The following is an 18,782-nucleotide window of genomic DNA, read 5'->3' on the forward strand; positions in this document are numbered from 1 at the left end:
AACTATATACTTAAGTAAGAATACAAAACCATTATTATACACCTATTATCATCATATAGATAATCCTTTTTATAATAGCCTTTCTTTATGTAGGAAAAATATAAGTCATAATCATTCTCATTAGTTGGAATTAATTTACCATCAACCATTATTGGATACTCCCTATATCCCATAATAGCCCCATACACCTCTAAATCCTTTACTTTATCCTCGCCAAGTTTATACTGTCTGATTATCTTATCATCTTCTATTATTTTTTGGCTTATATATTCTGACAAATTTGATAGGGATTGATAGTGCCATACTAAATATAATAAGCCCAATGAAAATAATATTGCTCCTATTAGTATTTCAAAAATATTTGTAACAGCCTTATCCATAATAAGCCCCCATCTATAATTCTTACTTATTTTTGAGTAAATCTTACTCCTATAATCACCTTATTCTCATTTCTTATAACTCTACCTAAAAATACAGCTGTAGGTTTTATATAGTGTTGGGCTTTAGAGAAATTTTTTATATCTTCAAGATGCTCATTATTTGTATATATTCTGCTATATGTACTGTCTAAAGTTTTTGATACAACCTCCACATAAATGGGAGCAGCTTCGGTGGGTAAATAATCTCCCAGCTGCTTCTTTATAAAATTAACTACTTCTTGACCCCTTACTTCTTCCCCGTCATATTTACTTATGTCATATTCGGCATAATAGGTTGCTGTCTCCTGGCTATTTGAAATCACCACATCAGCAAGATTGGTTGAGCTTTTTATGGCATTCATAATATAATAAAGTATTAGGCCCACCAATATCACCCCTGCCACCATCATAAATATCTGGGGAACAAGATCATTATTTTTAAATCTCATTTCATTCTACCACCTAAGTATTTATATTACTTTTCTTGTTCAAATACTAAGCCTATAATATTATCATTCTCATCTTTTCTTACTTCACCTTTAAATTTACCCTTGGGATTTATATAATTAGCTTCGGTTTTTTTTGTGGGAGGAGTATCTTTTTGTTCGGAGCCTAATTTATCCCCCTCTGAACCGGATACCAGACTGTAATTATAGAATTTTATTTCACTGGCGGCTATTGTTTTAACACCAATGGCCATATCAATTTTTTTCTCCTTAACTTCCTCGATTAAATCTGCCACTCTTTCCCCGCTGATAATATTTCCATCATAAATAAGCAAATCAAAATCCGCCATTGTGCCAAGTACATCGTTGATTTTTTCAGTACCTTGGTTTAGATCATTTCTCTTGTCCTTAAATACACCGGTTGACCAGGCAATAATTAGGCCTACTAAAATAACAGACACAACCAATAGAAATATTTTTACTGCAATTTCACTGTTCTTTGTTCTCATTTTAACCCCCTATTTAGTATTATTTATTAATTTTTACCATACTGTATTTTGAAGTTCATTTAAGATTAAATTAATTTCTTTTATTGCTGATATCAAAACAGGCATTAGTCCATAGGAAAACAACAATAAAAAGGGAAGGGCTGCAAGAACATATGCCCGAATCACTCTTTTTTTAATGGACTTTTCATTAGCCAGCTTTCTTTTTGATATATACCCATCCCTATCTACTTGAATCTCATTAAAAGCCATACTTATAGGCATTTCGTCACAACGGATTAGATTATCAACTATCCTTCTAAAGGGTTCATAAGGTTCCCTTTCTTTTAATTTGATTAAGGCGTATATATCATCGGAACCATATTCATCTATGCAGATTCTAATGGATTGTTTAAACACTACAGCAAAGGACTCCATCTCCTGTAAAATCTGCTTGACAGTCATGGTATCGTTATACATTAACATCCCTATAAGTGCATTAAACTGATTAACTTCATCCTCCATTGCATCCTTTGATACAATACCGCTGTATTTTAATAAAATTTTGGGTAAATAATAAGCTAAGATACTAATATAAAGACATATGACTAAATCTAGAAATGAAAAATAATCATTTTGATATTTTATAACACGGTCTAGTATATCCTCTGCTATAGCTTCTGCCACCAAGGGACTATATATAATACCGTCTTTTTTTAACCTATCCACCATATCATGGCTATTGTTCGGAATAATATCGGGTCTTTCTATATATTTTCTTGTATAAGTTTCAATAGTATGGGCTATGGAATCGTAATGCACTTCCTTAACTGTAGGTATAAGCACCTCAAGATTCTCTTCTTTAACAAGAAGCTGCCGACTTCTACTATACTGATGCAGATATATTGTAATGCCTACAGATAAAATAAATACTGATATTGCCAATATAAAACTTCTTAATACAAAGTACCTAGCCTTTATATTGCTTCCGTTATTTCTTAATTTTCTTTGTAATCTTTCTTGTTTTGAAGCATTCTTTGTGCAATAATTATCCATTGCCTTTTTGACTAAACCTATTCGGTCTATTCTTAATAACCATTTATGGCTTGATTGATGAAAACTGGTATATTCGGCACTTTTTCTCATGATAATATAAATACTAGATATGATTAGCAGCAGACATAAATCCAACAAAAAGCCCCATCGTCCATAATAAAAATCAAACATATTCTCTTTAATGCTTATGGCAAATTGCTTTACTAATTCTATGCAGAAAATTGGACTTACAACGCAAAGTATTACTCCCATAAATTCCATATTTAATCTTTGCTGTTTATCTATTTCAATATCTATCTCCCTCTGCAAATTTTCTAAATTTCTAATAAATAATAATTTTCCGTCTATTACCTGATCCCCATGTTCCATTAATCCTATACATTGACTGACAAAGGTACGTAAATATTTATTGGGAACATTATCATAGTACTCCCTAAGCCCTTCCTCCCTATCGGTGGACAATAGCAAATCATAAATCTGATCTACTGCTGCTTTCATATCCTGACTAAGCTTTTCTCTTGCCCTATATATGGCATTGTCTATGCGATAGTCCATATAAAAGTAATGGACTATATCTTCTAGCATTTTTTGCATTTCCGTAAGTAATTTTATTTCATGCTTCTTTGCCAGGCGGCTTGCAACTTCAGAGTTTATAATATAAATGGCAAATCCTACTGTTATTAAAGTTATCAGCCTTCTATTACTTATAAAAATCAATAAAAATGCACATATACTGATAGACCAAGAAATAATACAAGTGCTTACGGTTTTTCTTGCAATAGTCTTACTATGGCAAGGACTAATTAAACGGTAACGATAAGATATTTTACTTACATAAGACCTGCTAATGGGAAAGTTATTTAGAAATTTATATATTTTTTGAATAATAAGATTTATTTTATAAGATTTGCTGCCATAGATTATATAAGTAAAGAGTATAATAAAGATAAATGAGAAAACATATATTAAATATTTTATCAGATTATTCAAACTGCTTCATCTATACCTCCCTTTTCTATAGTGTTAAACTTCAAGAAGGCTCTCCTTCTATCAGGTGGCAAATTATCCAGTATAATTCCTGCCAAACGATCACTGATAGGATTAATCATCTTATACCTGCCATCTTGAAAAACCACAATATCTCTTGTGTAATATGTACTTTGTCTGGTAAGTAATTTAAGATAATAAGATATCTCTTTAAGGCTTCCTTCTACACCGGCCTTTATATCAGGCAATTTATCCTCTATATCATAAGGAATTATCTCTGTAATCCGCTTAATATGCCTATGTCCGTTATTTTCCTTAACACAATGAATATCTAGATGGATTAATCTTGATACCATGGCTTGGACATCCTTCGTGGCTAAATTGCCATATCCATTAAGAGCATGAACAAAATAAGCTACCAGCTCATCAGAGCTAGGCCAATGACCCGTGGTGATAACACGTTTTGTTCCTGCAAGCAGAAGATTAATAAGATGCTTTCCATGTTCTAGACTGGCTGTTTCTCCAAATAAAATCGTATGAGCCTCTGAGCTTTTAAGCAGTTCGATTAGTTTTGGAAAAGGAAGTCTCTTACTTGGTCTGGTTGCCAAAATATTTTTATCGGTATATGCATCGTTTAAATATAATTCAAAATCTGCTTCTAAGGTTCTAATAGGCTGTCTCCTGTCAATTTCTTTGACTGCAGCTCTTGTATATGTAGTTTTGCCGGAGTTTTGGTCTCCAGAAAAAAACATATTAACACAACCATGGATAGCCCATTTGATTACTTCAATGGGATAGTAATTTCCCTTATCTGTTATCAAATCTTTTAATTCAAGGGAGGCACTAGTTCCGAATTTGCGAACAAAAAATGCCCACTGTAAGCTGTTATTTGGCCTAAATACCGTAACCCTGCTTCCGTCTGTCAAATGGGTTTTTATACCTCCTTCAGCACAAGTTAAATGACCTACTCTCCCATGTTCCGCAAGGTTTTTACATATGCGACTCATTACTGCTAAGGATTTAAAGGATAAGAACTTTAAATGTATTGGCTTACCCTTATATACTACCCATACACTGTTTAGGCATTCCGGTTTTTTATAAGTCCCCGTCAATATATCCTCTTCCATATACTTATAATTATATGTAGTAATTCCTGATACCCCTGCAGATATACTATCTAAGGAAGTATCCTCCATAATAAAAAGATCTACTACAGACAATCCATAAGTTTCTTCATAAATACGCTGAGTTAAAATATTTAGCTTATCATCAAAGCTTAAAGCAATCGGAATGTTTTCATAAGCCTCATGAATATCCTTATCTGATATACTATAATAATATCCATCTTGATCTTTTAACAGACGATCTAGCTTTGCTATATTACATATTCCTTGAAACATTTTTTTATTGCCATTTTTCTTTTGCATATACATTAAAATTTCGAATTTGTCCCTGGCACTTAACCTATCCTTATTATTAAAAGGAATAAGGTTATTTATTATATCCTCAGTAATATTTAATAAATTTAAAATTGTATGCTTTGTCCTGGCCATCACTACCATCTTTGCATTTATATCTCCCTGTGAACATTTACGGATGGCATTACTTAAGGACCTTTTAATAGCCCGCCTGTTTTCAAGATCCCTTTGATTTAAGTTTAGGGCCTCCATATCCATATTAATAATATTGTTAATGGTTTTCTTAATATGCTGGCATAGATTTTCTATAGAATAAATTTCACCCTTATAATCTTCATCTTCTAGCTTCCCTTTAAAAATATAATATATACTTAAGGCCAAACCACATAAAAGTAAGACAGAAAAAATCAAATCCATTATCCCCATGCCCTGCTCCTTTTTAATTGAGATTTACTTTCCTCCATATTAAGTGCATTTAATATTTTTGTAACGCTTTTACAGGCTTGATAGAAAAAGTAATCCATATCTTCCCCTTGATATCTGCTTAATTTTAGTTTTCTTTTAATTATTTCTTTGATTTTATCCATATCAGAAGCATTACAGATATTTAAGCCCTCCTTTACCATGGCTAAAACTTCACCTTCATTTTGTGCGTCCTTATATTTAGTTAAGTAAGGAATTACAGCGGAATTGTCCCTATTAATATAGTTTTTGTACCTTCTTCGACAGTTATAAATATTATAGGCGGCATTCTTATCATAATTTCCAAATAAGAAAAACAATTTACTATAATCAGAAAACTTATCCCCATAGTCACTTAAAAACTTATGTAACACATGTCTGCTTTGTGTTAAATTAATTATAATTATATCTGCCAGTGAAATTAGTTTAAAAGACAATTCATCATTACCACTATTGGCATCAATCATTATCAGATCCACATAATCTTCTGCATGATGAACCATATTGCATACTGCCTTGCATGTATCACGATCAAAGGTTTCCCGATTCTTAGTCTCTGTACCTGGCAATAAAAGTAATGATGTATTAGGAAAGGTAATACAACAGCTTTCAAGCATATTTCCCATCAAACGATTAGTTTGGCTATACATTACCGCCGCATCTATACCGATATCATGAAATATACTATAGTTTGCCCTTTTGCTAATATCTATGCTTTTGCCCACTAAAGGCCCTTCAAGATTATTCATTGAAAAGTGAGTCTGCATCATCAATATTTTCTTTTTATGTAAGAGACTCATAATTAAGGCTATAATATGAAGGTTACTGGTCTGTCCTTGACCATGTAAAGGAGACCAAAATACAATTTTACTCATCTTTAATTACCCCTTCCTTGCAGTAGAAACTGCTCTTCGTATTTTAGATGGTTTAATGTTGGGGATAGTATGGGCTATTTCATTAACAATAAGTTTTTTCATTCTAGATGATATCCTCTTAAAGCGGACTATTTGAATTCTCTGACATTGAATTGCATTTTCATAATCTGCAATATCAAGATATAGATATTTAACAGGGACAGGCTTATTAGAAAATATTAGACTATTTTTTGTTCTTTCTAAATCATCTAATGTGATAATATCTCGAATTATAAGTCTTAGCTGCTTATCTAGGGGAATATCTTTAATAAGAACATTTATTTTATTAATATGGTTAGGAAAGGGATCCGCAACTATATTAATAATATCTAGTTTAATGGGATGGGTATTAATATAATTAAAACCAAAGACAACAAATACTACTCCCTCATTAAAATCTTTAAGTTCATTCTCCTGGGGCAGCCTCCTAATATAATTTAAATTACGATAATGGACTATTTCTTCAGTACTGTATAAATCCATTCCATGATAAATAGCCTTTGTTAATGCTCCGGTGTCGGATAAGTCTACAATAAGTACAGGGTATTTTAACTTACTTATGGTCTGCCCTATGTAAAGAATTATGTCAAATGCCTCTACTCCCAGATAACCTATACAAATCATTACTTATCCCTCCGTAGCCGAAAAATAATCTGCCGGTATGTAAAAGTCATTACCAGCTTCAAACTCTTCATATTCCTGACTAGTTTTTTGATTTCTACCTAAATCCACAGCCTTATCTATATCTAGTGGCAGCTGGGTATTTTCTTGGATTTCTTTATAATCAGAGCTTTCTTGTTTTTTCTCTTCATCAATACTTGCCTTATCAAAAGTATCCAATGTTTGATCAGATACTATCTCAGGCATATATTTAACGGGACCTTCTAGTTTCCAATTTATTTCCTTTATATCTAAATCCATACTGGCAGCCAATCGATTTTCTAAGGCCTTTCTAACTTCCTTATTTAAAACCTGTGAACATCTATTGACAATATTGGGATCATTTTCAATTAGAGATAATATAGATACACTGGGGGTGTAGGTAATTATGGAAGCTTCCTGAATATTTGGCTCTATATATTTTGTCATATATAATTTTGAACCATGGTATAAGCTGGCATCAACTATAGCAGCGGACATTCTAAGCATTTCCTCTTCATCTACCCATAAATAACAAATAGGATTCTCCAGATTAAAACCTTTTAGGGGCTTTTTTGTTAGTACTACATAACTTTCTCCGTTTGGATACTGAATCCTTATGTCTACATAATCATTTACATCTATATTGGAGCTAATATGAATTACATCATACTCAACTTCCCGAATAACCGAGGATACATTATGCTCTGCTAACATACTTTTAAGGATATGGGTATCTTCTGCTATGTCGATTAAGGCAGCCCGGCCTAGATCATCTTCTGTAATATAGCTATTTGAAGGTTGGGATGTGTATACAATTTTTTCTTCAACCAGATCTTGGGATAAAATTTCACCGGCAGCTATATCAGATAGGGCAATAAAAACTGATTTTCTATTATTATCCATGGTCTGTCTTGCCTCATTAAGTAATTGTGAATATTCCTCTTTTATCTGCCTTATCATAATATATGAGCTAATTACTGCTGCAGATCCAATTACAAAAATACAGATTAATGCAACTGTGATGTACTGTTTAGTCGACCTTCTAAGTCTCCTTGTAAATTTCATAACTCACTCCTTACTATATTACTTATTAATAAAAATCCTAAGGTTATAAGAAAAGTTACTAAAAAATAATATAACAATATTATTATTGAGTTTCTTTTTTTTACATTTTCTGATATCTGCCCTCTTCTTGGACCTCCGGGAATCCTCCAAGATAAAACCCACAGTAAGATTCTAAAAGTAAGTATATTAAAAAATGACATCAGCAGGATTCTTATTATAGTTATATACCACAAGGCTTTAACTCCTTTTTATCTATTAAATTAGCCTGCTTAATCTTCTTTGATATAATAAATGCAGCCCTTCTAATTCCATATATAAATAGATAGTTTTTATTATCCTTTTCACAGAAATAATTTCGATTAATAAATTCTTTAGCACTTCCTTGTTGGCAAGCAATGTGAAAATCTACATTGTAGGGAATGGGAGAAATATCTTCCAAGCTAATATCATATAGTTTTGAAATCTTCTTACAAGTCATCATGGATTTTGGTGTGTAATTGCCGACAATATAAATGGCTTTAGATTTAAAAGATGAATAATTTTTGAAGAAATCATTTAGATAATCTGGATTTTGATATAGATTAACTACTATTAAATCCGCTTCTTGCAAAAAGGCATTAGAAGAAAGATGATTTTTATGATTTAAGTTGACATAACAAAGATCGGTGTTTTCCTCAATTATATTAATTAAGTAATTAAGATTATAATGTAATTCATAATCAAAAAGTTCACTATTTATTACCCCTCTCTGGGGAATATAGTATAAATGGTTGGGAATAACCTCTTGCCAATAACTTTCTAATAATTCCGGATCATTATCACCACGATATATCCTCCGTAGCAGCCCTTCTATCCCCCTTCCTTCATAATAGCTGCCTGTTCCTCCCCTACCGTCCGGTAGATTATGGCCTCCAAAAAAAGCTTTCCCCAGATTACATTTACTGAGATAATTTTCAAAAACAGTAATTGTATACGGATACCACATGACACCGGCTATACTTACTGCTGCAAAATTTAAAAATGCACCGGTTTTTTCATAAGCATTAGACCAGAAAGCAATTTTCACATAGAATCCTCCTTTATATAGATGATATGGAAAAATATAATATATTAAGATAAGCTTTAGAATTAAGAGATAAGTAGATTTGAATGAGATAGGTATATCATAATACAGAATACATATTTTGTAAATAGTTTTATTCCAAATAAATCCAATAAACTTTTTATAAATATTTGGTGATTATAAACAAATGGTGTCATATAAGATAAAAAAGTGTGAACCTTAATTGGTTCACACTCTTTTTATAACAGTCTCAGCTTTATAATATATAGCCGTTACCAGAATTCCTAACAGTAACAAAGCAATGCTTAGAACAAAGGGTAATACTCTTGATATATCACTAAGAAGCCCACCTATGTATCCAAAGGGTACACTTACCAGCATTACAGCTGTTTGCAGCAAGGCCATAATACCGGAACGCTCTGCAGAATCAACATGAATAGCTACTAAAGATTCTCTTAGGGTAGCAAGTACTGCTGCCCCAAGGGCTTCAAAAATCAATGATAATGATAAAATTATATACCCCCACAGATTAACTTCCTTTATTGAAATCAACAATAAGCAACCTATGATGGAACTAACAAAGCCCCCATAAAGAGGCCACTTCATCTTTGATTGCTTTATATGGGCAATAACTGTAAAAAACAAAATAATGGATAAGATACTTTTTGCCATGGGAAATATAGGTAGCAAAGTATCAGGCACACCAATCCTGCGGGAGGCAATAATCTGCCAGAAAGTCGTTCCCAACATTACCACTATCTCCACTAAGATACTGATTAATATGGCAAATATGGTTCCCCGGGAGTTTAATATTTTCTTAAAGGCACTTTTATAGCCTGACAGCATTTCTCCCCAGGACATTTCAGAAGTTGCCTTTCTCCTGACTTTTCCTACGGCTGTTTCTGTTGACATTTTATATAGGATTAAAATTTTAATAGTCATAATAACAAAGGCATTAATATACAAGATACGTATAGCAGGTGCTAAAGTCAACTTTGCCACCAGTATTGAAGATATGGGAGCAAAAATTGCAGACAGGTTAGTGAATATAAGTACCCAGGAATATAAATGAGTTATTATATCCTTAGGAGCATCCTCCACCAGCAGGCAGTCCCAAGATACTTGGGTAATCTTCATAGTACCATTAAGCAGGGCAGCTATTACAAAGAACCAAAAGCCCTGACTAGATGCCCAAATAAGACAGGGAATACTCCAAGCAATAAAGTCAAATATAGCTGTGCTTAATCTTCGTCCCATTTTATCGATTATAGCACCGGATAAAAAAGCAAAAATCATTTGTGAAAACATATAAATTGAACTTATAATTCCTACTTCTACGTCACTCATACCAAATGTAAGCATATATACTGTAGCATAAGGCAGGCATAGATTCATGGAAAGCCCCCATAAAGGCTCAGTATAGACACAGGCTCTGGGATTGCCCCGAAGCTTAGTAAAAGTCAGAAGAAGTGGGTGTTTTAGCAGATACTTTTTCATCTTCCTGTCATTCCTTTCCTTGTAATCAATTAGTTAGTCTAACATGATGTAAAAATAAATCCCACTTTAAAAGTGGGCAGTCTGAATATGATTATACTATAAGCAAAAGAAAAATCAACATTATTCGACCTTAGCTCTGGTCTAATAATCTATTCTTGATTTTCATACCGGTTGGTGTAGCTCCTAATCCCCCTTCACCTGTCTCCCTAAGGGTTTTTGGTAGGGCTTCCCCCACTTCTCTCATAGCATCTATAACTTCATCCGGCGGAATCTGACTTCTTATCCCTGCAACTGCCATATCAGCACTGGCTATGGCATTTACAGCTCCTATTACATTTCTCTTCACACAGGGAACCTCAACCAAACCTCCTACGGTATCACATACCAGACCCAGCAGATTCTTTAGGGACATGGCGGCTCCATGGACTATGCTCTCGTAATCTCCCCCGTTAAGATAAGTTAGGGCAGCTGCCGCCATGGCACTGGCTGAACCAATCTCTGCTTGACAGCCTCCTGCTGCCCCTGATAAAAATGCTCTGGCTCCTATAATCTGACCTATACCTGAAGCTACATACATAGCCTCTATCATCTCTTGTAAGGAGGCCTTATATTCTTCTTCATAACTTATAAGTACGGCCGGTATTACACCGCAAGAGCCGGCCGTTGGAGCAGCTACAATCTTCTTCATACATGCATTAGATTCACCCATCTTTAAAGCCTTAGCAATTACCTTGCCCATAAAAGGTCCCCCAAGAACTTTTCCTTCCTGTAGGGCCTGGCTCATCTTGTGGCCGTCACCTCCTACCAATCTGCTGGCTGATAATAAGCTGCCATCATAAGAGCTGTCCGCCTCTTTCATTGCATAATATAAGCCTTGCATTTTTTCTATGGATTCTTCTTCGGTGACCATCCTCTCTTGCATATCATCTTCAAGTATCACTCTCCAAAATGGCTTATTATGCTCCTTACATTGTTCAAGTATTTCCTCAAAGGATCTAAAACTCATTATTTACCTCCATTAATCCTTGTATGTCTATGCTTCTATTTTGTCTATATATCTTATCTTTTTTACCCCTTCAGCTTTAGTTAAAAGATCTATCACATGAACCGGGACTTCTTGATCACATTCTATAATCATAACGGCAGTGCCTCCTCTTTTATCTCTGTGTATCCTCATAGTAGCAATATTAATATCTTGTTTACTAAGTAAAGAAGTTACCATGGATACATGTCCCGGTTTATCTACATTTTTTATTATTAGGGTAGGATAGGCTGCAGTAATATCTGCCTTGGCACCATCAATTTGATTAATTATAATTGAACCCCCTCCAATTGAAGAAGCCACTATTTCTATTTTATTATTATTTACCCCTACCAGTTTTAGCATAACGGAATTGGGATGGGCATCTCTAAGGTCAATTCCCAAAAATTCAAATTTTAAGCCCATCTCTTTTGCATAATTAAAACTATCCGGAATTCTTTCATCATCCGGTTTCATACCCATAAGTCCGGCTATCAGTGCCTTATGGGTTCCATGCCCTTTTCCTGTTGCTAAAAAAGAACCATGGAGATAAATTTTAGCCTCCTTTATGTCCTCGCGGATTAGTTTTCTGGCTGTATATCCTATTTTAACTGCACCTGCTGTATGGGAGCTGGAAGGTCCCACCATAACAGGACCCATTATGTCAAATACATTCACTATATTTCCTGCCTTTCATTTATACTTGCATACTTTCTATTCTATCCAAAAATCACGGTTACTTCAATTAATTTAGTTAAGAAAAAAACTGTTTCAATTATTAATATCACCTTAATAACCGAAACAGTTTATTTACCTATATAAAATAATATTCTTTTCTTAAATTAATCCTGACCATATAATGTTCTTTACATTAAGAAGACTTTCCGGAAGCCATATGTCCCCATCTGTATAAGGTACAAACCAGACTGCACTTAAGTTCTCCCTAGGATCAACTACAACACTTATGTATCCCCAGCCTTCATGGAAGAAGAAATCAGGGCTTGTAATAATGGCATCTCCTCTTCTAAGATCAGGACCCATACCGTATAAACGATTTTTCTCATTGGCTCCCCAGCAGTAATTGGGTACATTAAAAAGATACTGGGTTCTCATTTTTTCAATGGTCATTTTACCCATTATCCGGGTATTGCCAAAACGCCCTCCATTACAAAGCATTCTTGCAAATTTGGATAAATCAATAACCGTAGAATGGAGCCCTCCGCCGGTTTTTGGAACCTCACTCCAGATACTATCATCATCTAGAACTGATCCCTTTTTCATTATTTCCTTCATTATTTCTTCATGGCTCTCAAATTGAATTAAATGCCTGTCACAAAGCTCAGGGCCTATAATAAAGGTACTATCCTTCATATCTAAAGGTTCTAATATATTCTTTGTAATATACTCTTCTGCACTTATTCCCGTAACATTTTGAATAAGGGCTCCAAGAAGCAGATAACCAAAAGTTGAATATATCCACTGTTCTTTTGGTTTACAGGCTACTCCTGCTTTTAGTCCGGCTTCTATCCAGTCATCACCCTTCTTACATTTTTCTATATATGCAAAAGGATTGTTTTTTTCATCAGAATCGAAAGGAAGTCCGGAGGAGTGGGATAAAACCTGTGCTATGGTAATTACCTTAAAGGGTTCTTTATCCATCTGGGGAATATACTTTGACATCTGTTCATCAGGGCGGATAAAGCCGTCTTCAACCAGCTTAAAGATTGCTACGGCCGTTACCAGTTTGGTTACTGAGGCAACCCGCATAATAGTATCAGGCAGCATGGGTTTATCTTTTTCTCTTTTATAAGTCCTATAACCTAGTCCATTATTGGCAATCACCTTATTATCTTTGGCTATACAATAACTGGCTCCTATAAGCCTCTTATCTTCAATCATTCTCCAAAGATGATTATTTAGTACTTCTATTCTGCTGCTGTCATAACCTACAAGCTCCGGTGTTTCTTCAACATTACCAATCTGTAAAATCATTTCACCCATATTACTCCTCCTTATTAAAAGATTATTAATCAGTAATATTTAATAATTAACCCTTTCAGACAAATATACCTTATTTTTCTATTATTTTCAAATTGTTTTTTATAATATAAATCTATAGATCTTAAATTTTGATACAAAAAAACCACATCTATTTTAGATGTGGTTAAATTCAATGGAGCTGGCGGGAGTCGAACCCGCGTCCGAAAGCCCTTCCATTGCAGCTTCTCCCATTACAGTCTATCTTTTTTACATGCCTCTAGTACAAGTACTATTACATGTTGTTCCCTCCATCGGCCGCCGACAGACAGGCTTCCGATTTTGGTAGCTTCATAAATCTTTTATCTCCTCAAAGCTTTGGAGATAAAGGTCCCCGCTAATTTGATGCCGGGATCTTAAGCCGCGGGCCGCTTAAGGCCGACAAGCGCTGCACTTAGGCAGCTGCTAATTCGTAATTATCGTTTGCGTTTATTTTTAATTTCTAAGTTGTTGACGCAGTCCTAGTCTGCGAATGGCTACCGCAATTTCAAAACCCCCGTCGAAACCAGTACAACCCCGTTAGATAAGATTATATTGGTTGCAAACGTGTATATATATATTATTATAAATTAACTATAGTGTCAATAGTTTCGGCTTGGGAAAATTTGTTCTACAAATTTTTTATCTTAAATTCTCTTTCAGTCTCTCTTCTTAAATCTTTCTTTGCTATATCCTGACGCTTATCATAGAGTTTCTTACCCTTAGCCAGCCCAATCTCTATCTTAACTAAATGTCCTTTAAAATATACTTTAAGTGGCACTAGGGTATACCCCTTTTGTGCCAGTCTGCCGCTAATTTTATTAATCTGATATTTGTGAAGCAGCAACTTTCTTACACGGAGGGGATCTTTGTTGAAAATATTGCCCTTCTCATAGGGACTTATATGCATTCCATATATAAATACTTCACTATTTTCAATTTTTATAAAAGATTCTTTTATACTACATTTACCCATACGCAAGGATTTTACCTCAGTCCCATGAAGGGCAATTCCTGCTTCATACTTATCCTCAATAAAATAATCATGGTATGCCTTTTTGTTATTAGCTATTAATTTTATATTTTCCCCCACTTATTCTTCAACCTCCACTAATTCAAAATCAATTGTCCGGATTAGCTTATCGGCATTAATAACCCGAACCTTAACTTTTTGTCCCAATTTATATGTCTTTTTAGTATGTTCACCTACCATCTGATACCGCTCCCCGTCATATACATAGTAATCATCATCCATTTCGCTTACTCTAACCATTCCTTCTACGGTGTTGGGAAGTTCCACATAGATGCCCCAACTTGTAACCCCTGAGATAACTCCTTCAAAGGTTTCCCCTATATGATCCATCATATATTCTACCTTTTTCATCTTTTCTACTTCCCGCTCGGCTTCTTCAGCCCTACGTTCTGTCTTACTGGAATGATCAGCTACTTCAAATAGTATTTTTTCATAATGATTTTTCCTATCTTCATTCAGTTTTCCATTTATATTTTCCTTAATAATCCGATGTATCTGAAGGTCCGGATACCTACGGATAGGTGAAGTAAAATGGCAGTAATATTTGGCTGACAGGCCAAAATGTCCTGTATTTGCCACTGTGTATTTTGCCTGTTTCATAGACCGCAAGGTAAGACGGCTGATTAAAGCTTCTTCCGGAGTATCTTCTATCTTATTAAGGAGTTTTTGAAGTTCCTTAGGATGTATATCTTCATTTCCCATCTTGATACTATAGCCAAAGTTATGAATAAAAATGGAAAGTGCCTTAATTTTTTCATCATCTGGCTTATCATGGGTACGATACAAAAATGGCAGTTCTTGCCAGAAGAAGTTTTCAGCTATAGTTTCATTGGCAATAAGCATAAACTCCTCAATAATCTTAGTAGCTTTATTTCTTTCATAGGCCCTTATCTCAATAGGCTTTCCATTATAATCTACAATAATTTTACTTTCAGGAAAATCAAAATTTATGGCTCCTCTTTTATGCCTGCGCATCTTTAATATTTCAGACAGTTCAAGCATCTGCATAAACATAGGAACAAAATCTTGATATTTTTTAATTAACTCTTCATCCTTATCTTCTATAATTTTAGATACATCCGTATAAGTCATACGCTTATCTGAACGGATAACTGTCTCTACTATTTCATGGCTTATTACATTGCCATTTTGATCAATATCCATAAAGCAGCTTAAAGCCAGTCTATCTACCCCCGGATTTAAAGAACAGATACCATTGGAAAGCTTATGGGGTAGCATAGGGATAACTCTGTCTACCAGATATACACTGGTTCCCCTTTTTAAGGCCTCTTTATCAAGGGCAGAGCCTTCCTTAACATAGTGGGTTACATCTGCTATGTGTACCCCCAGATGATATATATCCCCTTCTTTTGTTAAAGATATGGCATCATCAAGGTCCTTGGCATCTTCACCGTCTATGGTAACGGTCTGAATATCTCTTAGATCCCTTCTCTTTCCTATCTCCTTAGGGTCTACCTCATCCGGTACATAATCTAATATTCTAAATACATCCTTGGGAAACTCCACCGGCAAATCATAGGCCTTAATTACAGACATTATATCAACCCCGGGATCGTTGACATGTCCGATGATTTCAACCACTTTCCCCTCGGGACTGCGCTTTTCATCCCCATAACTTGTTAAAGATACCACTACCTTATGGCCGGTAACAGCTCCTTTTGTATCTTCCTTGGGAATAAAAATATCATGTCCAAACTTTTGATTATCGGGAATTACAAAACCAAAATTTTTGCTGGCTTGAAAGGTACCTACAATTTCCTTAATACCCCTTTCAAGTATCTGCAATACTATACCTTCCTGCCTTCTGCCGGTACGTTCATTACTTAGCATTATTCTAACCTTGTCACCGTGTACCGCTCCTTTAGTGGCATTTTCAGGTATAAAGATGTCCTCTGCTTCACCTTCTAATATAACAAAACCAAATCCCCTTTGAGTTGCGGAAAATATTCCGGTTTTAATATTATCTCCCGGAATTTTATATCTTCCCTTATCATCAAGGACAATAACCCCTTGGGATATTAAGGAATCTAGTATTTCTTTTAATTCATGTTTAGAATCTTTTGGTACCTGCAGTAAACTTACAATATCCCTAAATCTCATGGGCTTATATTCTTCGCTTGCAAAAAACTCTTCAAGCATTTTTTTTCTTTCTTCTATCTTATCATTACTTCTCATATATAGCTCCTAATTCTTTTATTGTTAGTGTATATATTTAACTTTGTTAACTATTCATAGTATACCATATAGTGCTTAATTTTAATATTTTTATTCCGGAGCTTTTTAAAAAAAGAAGCTGTCCCAAATTCCTCTAATGAGATTTTGAAACAGCTACCTATAACAAATATTTACCAATTAAGATTAAGTACTACTGAGAGTACAATAAATAATGCAGCAAGTATTTTGGTTGATCTAACTATCATACCCTCTGCAGAACGTCCCTTGTTCTTAGTCCAATAAGATTCAGATCCACCGGTAAGTGCACCGGACAGGCCGGAAGATTTTCCTTCCTGCTTTAATACGATAACTGTCAGCACTATACAAATACCGATATATACAATTTGAACTATTGCTCTTAAAATGTCCACAACAATCCTCCATTCCACCATACGGCAAATAAATAACTATGCCTATTCTATCATAGAATATTTTTTATTTCAACATTTTTTTCTATATTGATTATTTCTTAATCAATAAGGATTTGCCTGTCATCTCTTTAGGCTTTTCCATACCCATCATATCAATCAGGGTCGGAACAATATCAGCTAAACAGCCATTTTCAGCCAAGGTATAATCAGTATCATAGTTTACCATTATAAAGGGTACCGGATTGGTGGTATGGGCAGTAAAAGGTTCACTGGTATTATAATCTAAAAGTTGTTCGGCATTACCATGGTCTGCACATATAAACATCTGACCATCTACTGACAGTAATGCGTCTACAACCTTGCCGACACATTCATCCACTGCTTCAATGGCCTTAACAGCAGCTTCTAATATACCCGTATGTCCTACCATATCAGGATTTGCAAAGTTGGCTACAATTACATCATATTTGCCTGACTTGATTGCTTCTACTAGATGTTCAGTTACCTTATATACACTCATTTCAGGCTGCATATCATAGGTTGCAACCTTGGGGGAGTTAACCAGTATCCTATCTTCTCCTTCGTTAGGAACTTCTACTCCGGCATTAAAGAAGAAGGTTACATGGGCATATTTTTCGGTTTCCGCCAGTCTAAGCTGGGTCATTTTATGTTGTGCAAGAAATTGGCCAAATGTATTTTCTATGGATATCTTATGGAAAGCTACCAGCTTATTGGGTATTGTAATATCATACTCTGAGAAACATACATAGGTCAGCTTCATTCTTTCTTTACCACGGTCAAATCCTGTAAATTCATCATCACAAAATGCCCTGGTGATTTCTCTAGCACGGTCAGGTCTAAAGTTATAGAAGATAATTGAGTCATTTTCCTTAATTGTAGCTACAGGTTTTCCCTCTTCTAATACTACAGTAGGTTCTACGAATTCATCATATTTTTCCTTATCATAAGAATTTTGCACTGCCAAAACAGCACTTTCTGCAGTTTCACCTTGACCATATACCATAGCTCTATATGCTTTTTCCACCCGGTCCCAACGGTTATCTCTATCCATTACATAGTAACGGCCCATAACAGTGGCTATTTTACCTACTCCTAACATCTTCATCTTTTCCCAAAGTTCTTCAACAAATCCCTTACCGGATGCAGGAGGGGTATCACGTCCGTCTAAAAATGCATGAACATAGACATTCTTTAGACCATGGCGTTTAGCCAGTTCCAGTAAACCGTATAAATGGGTATTATGGCTGTGTACTCCGCCGTCTGATAAAAGACCATATATATGAAGGTCAGAATTATTTCTTTTGCAGTTATCTACTGCTGCCAGTAAAGCTGCATTCTCGAAGAAGGTTCCATCCTGAATTTCCTTGGAAATCCTGGTTAGTTCCTGATAAACTATTCTTCCTGCACCTATATTGATATGTCCTACCTCAGAGTTACCCATTTGTCCTTCAGGAAGTCCTACTGCCATACCACTGGCATTTCCTTTAACAAAAGGGTACTCTTCCATTAATTTATCCATAACCGGTGTCTTAGCCATGGCTATGGCATTAGCATCTTTTTTGTCATTAAGTCCATAGCCGTCTAATACCAATAAAACTGTTGGTTTTTTACTCATATTTGACTCCTTTACT

17 protein-coding genes and 1 other RNA gene are annotated in these 18,782 nt (G+C 34.8%); all 18 read right to left on the minus strand.

Annotated features, from left to right (window positions below; genetic code table 11):
• Positions 1-2 precede the first annotated feature (2 nt).
• Positions 3-380, minus strand: coding sequence for a hypothetical protein (locus tag SD1D_RS08410; RefSeq protein WP_058258497.1), 378 nt, complete (start codon positions 378-380; stop codon positions 3-5).
• 26 nt (positions 381-406) lie between these two features.
• Positions 407-868, minus strand: a complete 462-nt coding sequence (locus tag SD1D_RS08415; RefSeq protein ID WP_058258498.1) for a hypothetical protein — start codon at positions 866-868, stop codon at positions 407-409.
• Between the two features lie 26 nt (positions 869-894).
• Positions 895-1,374, minus strand: a complete 480-nt coding sequence (locus SD1D_RS08420) for a hypothetical protein (protein WP_058258499.1) — start codon at positions 1,372-1,374, stop codon at positions 895-897.
• A 33-nt stretch (positions 1,375-1,407) separates the two neighbouring features.
• Positions 1,408-3,123: a hypothetical protein gene (locus SD1D_RS08425; protein WP_157893115.1), complete on the minus strand. Its 1,716-nt coding sequence runs from the start codon at positions 3,121-3,123 to the stop codon at positions 1,408-1,410.
• Positions 3,124-3,392: 269 nt separating this feature from the next.
• The gene (locus SD1D_RS08430; protein ID WP_058258501.1) at positions 3,393-5,237 is read right to left on the minus strand and encodes a P-loop NTPase family protein; all 1,845 of its coding nucleotides are present in this window, start codon (positions 5,235-5,237) and stop codon (positions 3,393-3,395) included.
• On the minus strand, positions 5,228-6,148 hold the full coding sequence (locus SD1D_RS08435; RefSeq protein ID WP_058258502.1) for a hypothetical protein: 921 nt from the start codon (positions 6,146-6,148) through the stop codon (positions 5,228-5,230). Before SD1D_RS08435 ends, SD1D_RS08430 begins: the two co-directional genes overlap by 10 nt.
• 6 nt (positions 6,149-6,154) lie before the next feature.
• On the minus strand, positions 6,155-6,811 hold the full coding sequence (locus SD1D_RS08440; RefSeq protein WP_058258503.1) for a hypothetical protein: 657 nt from the start codon (positions 6,809-6,811) through the stop codon (positions 6,155-6,157).
• A 3-nt stretch (positions 6,812-6,814) separates the two neighbouring features.
• Positions 6,815-7,894, minus strand: coding sequence for a CpaB family protein (locus SD1D_RS08445; RefSeq protein ID WP_058258504.1), 1,080 nt, complete (start codon positions 7,892-7,894; stop codon positions 6,815-6,817).
• A gap of 220 nt (positions 7,895-8,114) precedes the next feature.
• Positions 8,115-8,960, minus strand: a complete 846-nt coding sequence (locus tag SD1D_RS08455) for a hypothetical protein (RefSeq protein WP_058258506.1) — start codon at positions 8,958-8,960, stop codon at positions 8,115-8,117.
• A 225-nt stretch (positions 8,961-9,185) separates the two neighbouring features.
• A complete protein-coding gene (locus SD1D_RS08460; protein ID WP_058258507.1) occupies positions 9,186-10,454 on the minus strand; it encodes an MFS transporter in 1,269 nt (422 codons plus the stop codon).
• A gap of 130 nt (positions 10,455-10,584) precedes the next feature.
• Entirely contained in the window at positions 10,585-11,460 is an 876-nt protein-coding gene (gene sdaAA / locus SD1D_RS08465; RefSeq protein WP_058258508.1) for an L-serine ammonia-lyase, iron-sulfur-dependent, subunit alpha, read from the minus strand.
• Between the two features lie 27 nt (positions 11,461-11,487).
• Complete coding sequence (gene sdaAB, locus SD1D_RS08470; protein ID WP_058258509.1) at positions 11,488-12,153, minus strand: L-serine ammonia-lyase, iron-sulfur-dependent subunit beta; 666 nt, start codon at positions 12,151-12,153, stop codon at positions 11,488-11,490.
• Between the two features lie 159 nt (positions 12,154-12,312).
• On the minus strand, positions 12,313-13,476 hold the full coding sequence (locus SD1D_RS08475) for a serine hydrolase domain-containing protein (protein ID WP_058258510.1): 1,164 nt from the start codon (positions 13,474-13,476) through the stop codon (positions 12,313-12,315).
• Between the two features lie 170 nt (positions 13,477-13,646).
• Positions 13,647-14,030: a transfer-messenger RNA gene (ssrA, locus tag SD1D_RS08480) on the minus strand.
• Between the two features lie 92 nt (positions 14,031-14,122).
• A complete protein-coding gene (gene smpB, locus SD1D_RS08485; RefSeq protein WP_058258511.1) occupies positions 14,123-14,584 on the minus strand; it encodes an SsrA-binding protein SmpB in 462 nt (153 codons plus the stop codon).
• Complete coding sequence (rnr, locus tag SD1D_RS08490; RefSeq protein ID WP_058258512.1) at positions 14,585-16,720, minus strand: ribonuclease R; 2,136 nt, start codon at positions 16,718-16,720, stop codon at positions 14,585-14,587.
• Between the two features lie 170 nt (positions 16,721-16,890).
• Positions 16,891-17,130 (minus strand): preprotein translocase subunit SecG, encoded by a 240-nt coding sequence (secG, locus tag SD1D_RS08495; RefSeq protein WP_058258513.1) that lies wholly within the window; start codon positions 17,128-17,130, stop codon positions 16,891-16,893.
• 91 nt (positions 17,131-17,221) lie between these two features.
• Positions 17,222-18,766, minus strand: a complete 1,545-nt coding sequence (gene gpmI / locus SD1D_RS08500; RefSeq protein ID WP_058258514.1) for a 2,3-bisphosphoglycerate-independent phosphoglycerate mutase — start codon at positions 18,764-18,766, stop codon at positions 17,222-17,224.
• Positions 18,767-18,782: the final 16 nt, after the last annotated feature.

Origin of the sequence: Herbinix luporum, assembly GCF_900070325.1 — a bacterium.
Taxonomy (GTDB): domain Bacteria; phylum Bacillota; class Clostridia; order Lachnospirales; family Lachnospiraceae; genus Mobilitalea; species Mobilitalea luporum.

Coding starts and splice junctions, on each gene's coding strand:
- SD1D_RS08410 (WP_058258497.1), bottom strand. CDS start 380: ATGGATAAGGCTGTTACAAATATTTTTGAAATACTAATAGGAGCAATA.
- SD1D_RS08415 (WP_058258498.1), bottom strand. CDS start 868: ATGAGATTTAAAAATAATGATCTTGTTCCCCAGATATTTATGATGGTG.
- SD1D_RS08420 (WP_058258499.1), bottom strand. CDS start 1,374: ATGAGAACAAAGAACAGTGAAATTGCAGTAAAAATATTTCTATTGGTT.
- SD1D_RS08430 (WP_058258501.1), bottom strand. CDS start 5,237: ATGGGGATAATGGATTTGATTTTTTCTGTCTTACTTTTATGTGGTTTG.
- SD1D_RS08435 (WP_058258502.1), bottom strand. CDS start 6,148: ATGAGTAAAATTGTATTTTGGTCTCCTTTACATGGTCAAGGACAGACC.
- SD1D_RS08440 (WP_058258503.1), bottom strand. CDS start 6,811: ATGATTTGTATAGGTTATCTGGGAGTAGAGGCATTTGACATAATTCTT.
- SD1D_RS08445 (WP_058258504.1), bottom strand. CDS start 7,894: ATGAAATTTACAAGGAGACTTAGAAGGTCGACTAAACAGTACATCACA.
- SD1D_RS08460 (WP_058258507.1), bottom strand. CDS start 10,454: ATGAAAAAGTATCTGCTAAAACACCCACTTCTTCTGACTTTTACTAAG.
- sdaAA (WP_058258508.1), bottom strand. CDS start 11,460: ATGAGTTTTAGATCCTTTGAGGAAATACTTGAACAATGTAAGGAGCAT.
- SD1D_RS08475 (WP_058258510.1), bottom strand. CDS start 13,476: ATGGGTGAAATGATTTTACAGATTGGTAATGTTGAAGAAACACCGGAG.
- rnr (WP_058258512.1), bottom strand. CDS start 16,720: ATGAGAAGTAATGATAAGATAGAAGAAAGAAAAAAAATGCTTGAAGAG.
- gpmI (WP_058258514.1), bottom strand. CDS start 18,766: ATGAGTAAAAAACCAACAGTTTTATTGGTATTAGACGGCTATGGACTT.